Origin of the sequence: Mycobacterium sp. (assembly GCF_049802695.1) — a bacterium.
Lineage (GTDB): Bacteria > Actinomycetota > Actinomycetes > Mycobacteriales > Mycobacteriaceae > Mycobacterium.
Genome location: NZ_JBARMY010000137.1, coordinates 1 through 6,647, shown reverse-complemented (window position 1 = coordinate 6,647; position 6,647 = coordinate 1). Strand labels below are relative to the sequence as shown.

Annotated in this window: 9 protein-coding genes; 8 read left to right on the top strand and 1 reads right to left on the bottom strand. The window is 61.8% G+C overall.

Annotated features, from left to right (window positions below):
* The 7 genes from WA317_RS05305 to WA317_RS05275 all read left to right on the top strand — a co-directional run.
* A partial coding sequence (locus WA317_RS05305) for a MarR family winged helix-turn-helix transcriptional regulator (RefSeq protein ID WP_425172042.1) occupies positions 1-363 on the top strand: 363 nt, incomplete at its 5' end.
* A 94-nt stretch (positions 364-457) separates the two neighbouring features.
* Positions 458-1,567, top strand: coding sequence for a 2Fe-2S iron-sulfur cluster-binding protein (locus WA317_RS05300; protein WP_425172041.1), 1,110 nt, complete (start codon positions 458-460; stop codon positions 1,565-1,567).
* A 38-nt stretch (positions 1,568-1,605) separates the two neighbouring features.
* Entirely contained in the window at positions 1,606-2,346 is a 741-nt protein-coding gene (locus WA317_RS05295; protein ID WP_425172044.1) for an SDR family NAD(P)-dependent oxidoreductase, read from the top strand.
* 54 nt (positions 2,347-2,400) lie between these two features.
* Entirely contained in the window at positions 2,401-3,669 is a 1,269-nt protein-coding gene (locus tag WA317_RS05290; protein ID WP_425172040.1) for an aromatic ring-hydroxylating oxygenase subunit alpha, read from the top strand.
* A gap of 2 nt (positions 3,670-3,671) precedes the next feature.
* Positions 3,672-4,007 (top strand): hypothetical protein, encoded by a 336-nt coding sequence (locus WA317_RS05285; RefSeq protein ID WP_425172039.1) that lies wholly within the window; start codon positions 3,672-3,674, stop codon positions 4,005-4,007.
* 57 nt (positions 4,008-4,064) lie between these two features.
* On the top strand, positions 4,065-4,910 hold the full coding sequence (locus tag WA317_RS05280; RefSeq protein ID WP_425172038.1) for a TauD/TfdA dioxygenase family protein: 846 nt from the start codon (positions 4,065-4,067) through the stop codon (positions 4,908-4,910).
* Positions 4,911-4,952: 42 nt separating this feature from the next.
* Positions 4,953-5,102, top strand: coding sequence for a hypothetical protein (locus WA317_RS05275; RefSeq protein WP_425172037.1), 150 nt, complete (start codon positions 4,953-4,955; stop codon positions 5,100-5,102).
* 64 nt (positions 5,103-5,166) lie between these two features.
* Here the strand turns inward: WA317_RS05275 and WA317_RS05270 are convergent, their stop codons facing one another.
* On the bottom strand, positions 5,167-5,400 hold the full coding sequence (locus WA317_RS05270) for a zinc-binding dehydrogenase (RefSeq protein ID WP_425172036.1): 234 nt from the start codon (positions 5,398-5,400) through the stop codon (positions 5,167-5,169).
* 266 nt (positions 5,401-5,666) lie between these two features.
* Here WA317_RS05270 and WA317_RS05265 point away from each other — a divergent pair, with 266 nt between their 5' ends.
* A complete protein-coding gene (locus WA317_RS05265) occupies positions 5,667-6,218 on the top strand; it encodes a transposase (protein ID WP_425172043.1) in 552 nt (183 codons plus the stop codon).
* The last annotated feature ends 429 nt before the right edge of the window (positions 6,219-6,647 follow it).

Sequence of the window (6,647 nt, the reverse complement as noted above, 5' to 3'; positions counted from 1 at the left end):
GTCAGCACGGCCCAAATCGGTGTGTTGCGCCAACTCTCCAACGAACCGGGCCTGTCCGGCGCCGAACTGGCCCGGCGTCTCCTGATCAGCCCACAAGGCGTTCAGCTGGCGCTGACCGCGCTCGAACGCCGCGGCCTGGTGGAGCGAAAACAGGACCCCCGGCACAAGCGGATTCTGCAGGCCTACCTCACCGACGAAGGACGAAACGTCGTGGCCACGGTGATCAGCGACGCCCTGGCCGCTCACGAGACGGTGTTCGGCGTGCTCAGCGCCGAGGAGCAGCAGACCCTGCGTGAATTGCTCAGCCGTGTGGTCGAAAAGGGCACCGGCCACGAGCTGTTCAAAGACCACGTCGAACACTGACATGGCCTGTTACTCTGTCCGCCTTTGCCCACACACCACCAGCGGTATATCTAGTACTTGAGACCAATCGCAAGTAGTTGATACTCTTCCAAGGATGCCCGATTCTCGCGCTTTGTCGTATGCCGGTCCCGCGAGCGTGACCGACGCCCGCGTGGTCAACATCGACACGGCTAATGCCGCCGAATGGCCGACCGACCGCTTTGTGCCGTTGCCAGTCAAGCGCGTGATTCGTGAGACCCGCGACGCTGTCTCGATCGTCTTGGACGTTTCCGAATCGAGCGTGCAGCAATTCCGTTATCAGGCCGGCCAATTCCTGACGCTGCTGGTCTGCGTCGACGGACAGCAACATCAACGGTGCTACTCAATGTCGTCGTCGCCCGCGGTGGAAGAGGACCTACGCATTACGGTCAAACGTGACCGCGACGGTGTCGTCTCGAACTGGCTCAACGACACGGCAGTGCCAGGCTGCACGCTTCACGTCGCGCCGCCCCGGGGGCGGTTTGTCCTGAAGGACACCGATCGCGCGCTGATTGCGTTTGCGGGTGGCAGTGGCATCACGCCGGTGTTCTCGTTGCTGCAGTCAGCACTGGCGTCAACGAATCGTGGCACTTGGCTGTTTTATGCCAACCGCGCTAGGGACTCGGTGATCTTCGATGCTGCACTGGCGTCCCTGCGGGACCGCCACCCCAGCCGCTTCGCCCTGCAGCATCATTTTGACGAGGCCACCGGGATCGTCACACCTGCACAGGTTCAGTCCTTCATTGTGCACACCGAGGATGCCGACTTCTACATCTGCGGGCCGGGCCCGTTCATGGACACGGTGGAGATCACGCTCGGAACCGCAGGAGTGCCGGCTGAGCGTGTGCACCTCGAGCGCTTCGAAGCGACAGCCACGCCGCTGGTCTCCCCGGTTGAGGCTGGCGCTGTGGTCACCGAAGAGGTGACGATCGGACTGGATGGGCGCACCACCACGGTGTCCTATACTGCGGGCGATACCTTGCTGCAGACCGCCCGCATGGCGGGGCTGCGGGCTCCGTCATCGTGCGAAATCGGTTCCTGCGGAACATGTATGGCCCGATTGGCAGAGGGTTGCGCTCGGATGGTCAACAATGACGCGCTCGACGACGACGAAGTAGACGAAGGCTGGGTCCTGACCTGTCAGGCCCTGCCGACCAGCCGCACGGTGCGGGTGGTCTACGAGTGAACACCCAGGAGACGTACCGCAATGGAGCGGACTCGGTGATCAAGGTCGCGGTGGTGACCGGCGGCGCCTCGGGCATGGGTGAGGCGGCTTGCCACGAACTCGGCCGGCGCGGGCACAAGGTCGCGGTCCTCGATGTCAACGAGCAAGCAGCACAACGCGTCACCGAAGACCTTCGCGCGGAGGGTATTACCGCCATCGGTTTGGGTGCCGACGTCACCGACCGGCCTGCCGTCGAGCAGGCGTTCGCCAAGGTGCGCAGCGAGCTGGGCCCGGTCTCGGTCCTGGTGACCAGCGCGGGCTTGTTCGGGTTTTCGGCGTTCGCCGACATCACCACCGAGTCCTGGTCGCAAATCATCGATGTCAACCTGACCGGGACCTTCCACTGCTGCCAAGTCGCCCTGCCAGACATGGTGGCCGCGAAATGGGGCCGGATCGTGATGATCTCGTCGTCTAGCGCGCAGCGAGGATCTCCGTTTGCGGCCCACTACGCCGCGTCTAAGGGCGGGGTTATCACCCTCACCAAGTCGCTGGCTCGCGAGTACGCTGCCGACGGGATCACCGTCAACAACATCCCGCCCTCCGGTATCGAAACCCCGATGCAGCACCGGGCACAGGCAGCGGGATACCTAGGGCCCAACGAACAGATCGCCAGCAACATCCCGGTGGGCCACTTGGGCACCGGAGCCGACATCGCCGCGGCGGTCGGGTTCTTGTGCTCGGAAGAGGCTGGTTTCATCACCGGCCAGGTGCTGGGCGTCAACGGCGGAGCGGTGATGTGACAGCCGATGTAGCGCAGCCTTTGTCGATGGATACATGTGACTGGGAGGTTCACCATGGCACGATCGGGTAGGCCCACGGAGGGCTCTTGGACCGAGCACTACCCCGAACTGGGAACCGGCCCCATCTCATTCAGAGACTCCACGTCAAAAGACTTCTTCGAACTCGAGCGCGAAGCGGTGTTCAACAGGGCGTGGCTCAACGTCGCCCGAGTCGAGGAACTGCCCCGCATCGGGAGCTATGTGACCAAGGAGATCGAGGTCGCCCGCAGTTCGGTCATTCTGGTCAAAGGTCGAGACGAGCGTATACGTGCCTTCTATAACGTCTGCCGTCACCGGGGAAACAAGCTGGTTTGGAACGACTTTCCCGCTGAGGAGACTCATGGAACCTGTCGCCAGTTCACCTGTAAGTACCACGGGTGGCGCTACGGCCTCGATGGTGCGCTGACATTCGTACAGCAGGAGTCGGAATTCTTCGACCTCGACGCAGCCGAGTACGGATTGAGGCCGGTGCACTGCGATGTGTGGAACGGATTCATTTTCATCAACTTCGACGCCGAGCCGCGTCAGAGTCTGCGCGAATTTTTGGGCCCGATGATCACCGGCCTGGACGACTACCCCTTCGGCAAACTGACCGAACGCTACGAGTGGGTCGCCCACAACAACAGCAACTGGAAGATTTTTGCCGACGCGTTTCAGGAGTATTATCACGTCCCCTCGCTGCATCCCCAACAGGTGCCCTCGGAAGTGCGTGACCCCAACTCCGGATTCACGTGCGGGCATTTCCAACTCGACGGCCCGCACCGGCTGGTGTCCACGGCTGGGCAGCGCCGGTGGCTGCTGCCCCCGGAGTACATGTATCCGATCGAGCGCGCCACCAAGAGCGGGTTGGTCGGCCCATGGCGCACTCCCGATATTGGCCAGCTCCCGGCCGGGCTCAATCCGGGCGGCGTTGAGCCGTGGGGAATCAGCAATTTCCAGATCTTTCCCAACACTGAGATCCTGATCTACGGGGGCTGGTATCTGCTCTACCGGTACTGGCCCACCTCCTACAACACACATCGCTTCGAGGCCTACACCTACTTTCACCCCGCTCGCAGTGTGCGAGAGCGCATCGAACATGAAGTCGCTGCGGTGGTGCTCAAGGAGTTTGCGTTACAAGACGCGGGCATGCTGGGAGGTACGCAGGCCGCACTGGAATACGGCATTATCGATAACTTCCCGCTCAACGATCAGGAAATCCTGGTACGGCACCTGCACAAGGTGGTCCTCGACTGGGTCGATGCCTACCAGCGCGAAAACACCCCGGCCCCGGCAGGAGTGTGACAATGTCAGATGTTCTGCTGCCCAGCGCGTTCGCTGAATTGGAGAAGTACGCCCAAACCTGGTGTCTGGCCAGCGAAACCGAACGCTGGAACACCCGGATATCCAGCACGATGGCCGAGATGCGCGAGTTCTACGACGCGTTCTTCCCGCGGCTCGAAGAGGCCATCGAGTACTGCGACAAGTTCACGCTCGACAGTTTGCCCGATGACGCGCTCAACCTGTTGCACCTGATCTATTCGCTGATCATGGTCGCCATGTCGGTAGAGATCATGCACCAGCCCGTACCGGTCAGCGCCGCCGACGCGGTCATGATTCGAACCGGCGAACCGGTGCCTTGATCGGGGCAGCCACCCACCTCACGCCACCAATTTTTTGTTCGTTAGAAAGGACAGACCGTGAGTCTGCTTACTATCACCAAGCTCAGCGAGTCCGTGGGCGCCGAAGTCGCTGGCCTGGACACTGCCCATCTGACCTCCGACGCCTCGGTGGGTGAAGCCATCCTGGATGCGTTGGAGGACAACGGCGTTCTGGTCTTTCGCGATCTGCGACTTGACCCGCAGGCGCAGGTTGCGTTCTGCGGTCGGCTCGGCGGGGTCGACCACTCCTCCGACGGTCATCACGCCGTCGCCGGCATTTACCCGATCACGCTAGATACCTCGAAGAACTCCTCAGCGGCCTACTTGAAGGCGACGTTTGACTGGCATATCGATGGCTGCACCCCCTTGGGGCACGAGTGCCCACAGAAAGCCACCGTTCTCTCGGCCGTGCAGGTGGCCGAATGGGGCGGCGAAACTGAATTCGCTAATTCTTACGCCGCCTACGACGCACTGACCGAAGAAGAAAAAGACCGGTTCGGCTCACTGCGTGTCGTGCACTCGCTCGAGGCATCGCAGCGGCGCATCACCCTCGAACCCACCCCAGAGCAGTTGGCGCGGTGGCGCTCCCGGCGCACCCACGAACACCCGCTGGTGTGGACACACCGCAGTGGCCGCAAGTCACTGGTGCTGGGCGCCTCGGCCGATTACGTGGTCGGCATGGATCTCGACGAGGGCCGCGCCCTGCTTGAGGAGTTACTCGTGCGCGCCACTGTGCGCGACAAGGTGTACAGCCACTCATGGTCGGTCGGCGACACCGTTATCTGGGACAACCGCGGCGTGCTGCACCGAGCGGCCCGCTACGACCCCAGCTCACCGCGCGAAATGCTGCGCACCACCGTGATTGGCGACGAGCCGATCCAGTAGAACACCCGCATAGTCCAAAGATACGAAGACAGGTACCGCTGAATGACCATGTCACTGCTGTTCGTCGAGAGCAAACCCGCATCACCGGACCTCGTTGACGAAGATCACCATTGGCACGACCGCATCCATGTACCCGAAATGCTGGCGATTGACAGCTTCGTATCGGCACGCCGCTTCGATCAGCGGGCTTGATCGGTCCTTGGGTTCTTAGAGAAGCCGTATATGGCAACGGCCACGGGTCGGGCTCAAGCAGCCGTCACCTGACCTTTACGACAACCTTGCCCTTTGCGCGCCCTTTTTCCACGTAAGACAGGGCATCCGTCGTCGATTCGAAGGGGAAGATCCGGTCCACAACGGGACGTATGGCACCGGAATCGATGAGAGAGCCGAGCTCGCGTAACTGGTCTCCACTTGCTCTTATGAACAAGAACGAGTAGATGACTCCGCGGCGTTTGGCATTCCATCTGATCCGGAAGCTGAGAGCACGCATCGCTTGTATCAAGAACCAGTTCGCCCCGAATTCCTTGGCGAAAGCAGGCTCAGGCGGGGCCGGCCACCGAGATGACTTACCCGCCGGGTTTCAGCACCCTGAGGGACTTTTGAGCGTCTGACCGCCCTGGGTGTCAAGACAACGTCGTAATCATGGACGACGGTTTCGAAACGCCATCGAGGCCAGATTGGCGCTGGCGCTGACTGCTGAGATCAAAGAACTCGACGAGCGATGGCGATACTGGTCGCCGACCGTGACCCGCAGGCATCATCACCTCCGCACCCGGCGTGGGCGACATTACCGGCGCGGTCATCCTCGGACGACTCGGCGACGCAAGCAGATTCCAATCTCTGGCCGCAGTCCGGTCGTTCAGCGGCCTCGTCCCTTCCCTGGACTCCTCAGGCCTGTCCGGACGCCACGGCGGTCCGACCAAGCGTGGCGATCACCTCCTACGCGAAGCCCTGTTCATGAGCGCCAATCAGGCCCGCCGCCTCGATCCCACACTGGCGGCCAAATATCACCGCCTCATGATCGAGAGCGGCAAGCATCACAACTCCGCGTTGTGCCACATCGCCACACTGCTCACCCGCATCGTCGCCTGTTGGCGTGCACAAATCCCGTACCAGATCGGCGATGTCGACGGACAGGCGATCACCCGCGATGAGGCTCGCGCAATCATCCAAGCGCACTACACAATCCCTGACAAAGTTCGCCGATCCCGCGTCACAACAGGAACGGGCCGGCGAAGCAAGGAGTCACTACGTGCTCCATCTACCGGCCCGTCCAACCAACACGCTAAACAATCAGGCGCAGCTTGACATCCCTTAGGAACTCAACGGCGCCATCTTCACCGGAGCACCCCGACGCGGCGGCCGCACCGCTCTGCAAATCGCCCTGGGCAGCCGGGGTATCAACTACCTGACCTCAACACCCCATCATCCTCAGACCTGCGGAAAAGTCTGTGAAGACTTGTCGACGATGCTGCACCGGTGCGGCCTGACCCCGGCCAAAGTGTGACCACGGTGTCCTTCGTTCGATTTGTCGGTCGACACCGGTGCAGCGTCGCGGCGCGCACCGGCCAGAGGGATCTGACCTGATAGCGAGCGCTATCGGGACTTACTGGGGGTCAAGCGAGGCCGCGCCTTCCCCCGATGTGGGTCGGGAAGCCAGACGTTTCGCAGCAACGAGCTAATGAGCCGGCCCTCGAACGAAATTGAAACGAAGTAATGTGGAGGATCTGATCGCGA

Coding starts and splice junctions, on each gene's coding strand:
- WA317_RS05300 (WP_425172041.1), top strand. CDS start 458: ATGCCCGATTCTCGCGCTTTGTCGTATGCCGGTCCCGCGAGCGTGACC.
- WA317_RS05290 (WP_425172040.1), top strand. CDS start 2,401: ATGGCACGATCGGGTAGGCCCACGGAGGGCTCTTGGACCGAGCACTAC.
- WA317_RS05285 (WP_425172039.1), top strand. CDS start 3,672: ATGTCAGATGTTCTGCTGCCCAGCGCGTTCGCTGAATTGGAGAAGTAC.
- WA317_RS05275 (WP_425172037.1), top strand. CDS start 4,953: ATGACCATGTCACTGCTGTTCGTCGAGAGCAAACCCGCATCACCGGAC.
- WA317_RS05270 (WP_425172036.1), bottom strand. CDS start 5,400: ATGCGTGCTCTCAGCTTCCGGATCAGATGGAATGCCAAACGCCGCGGA.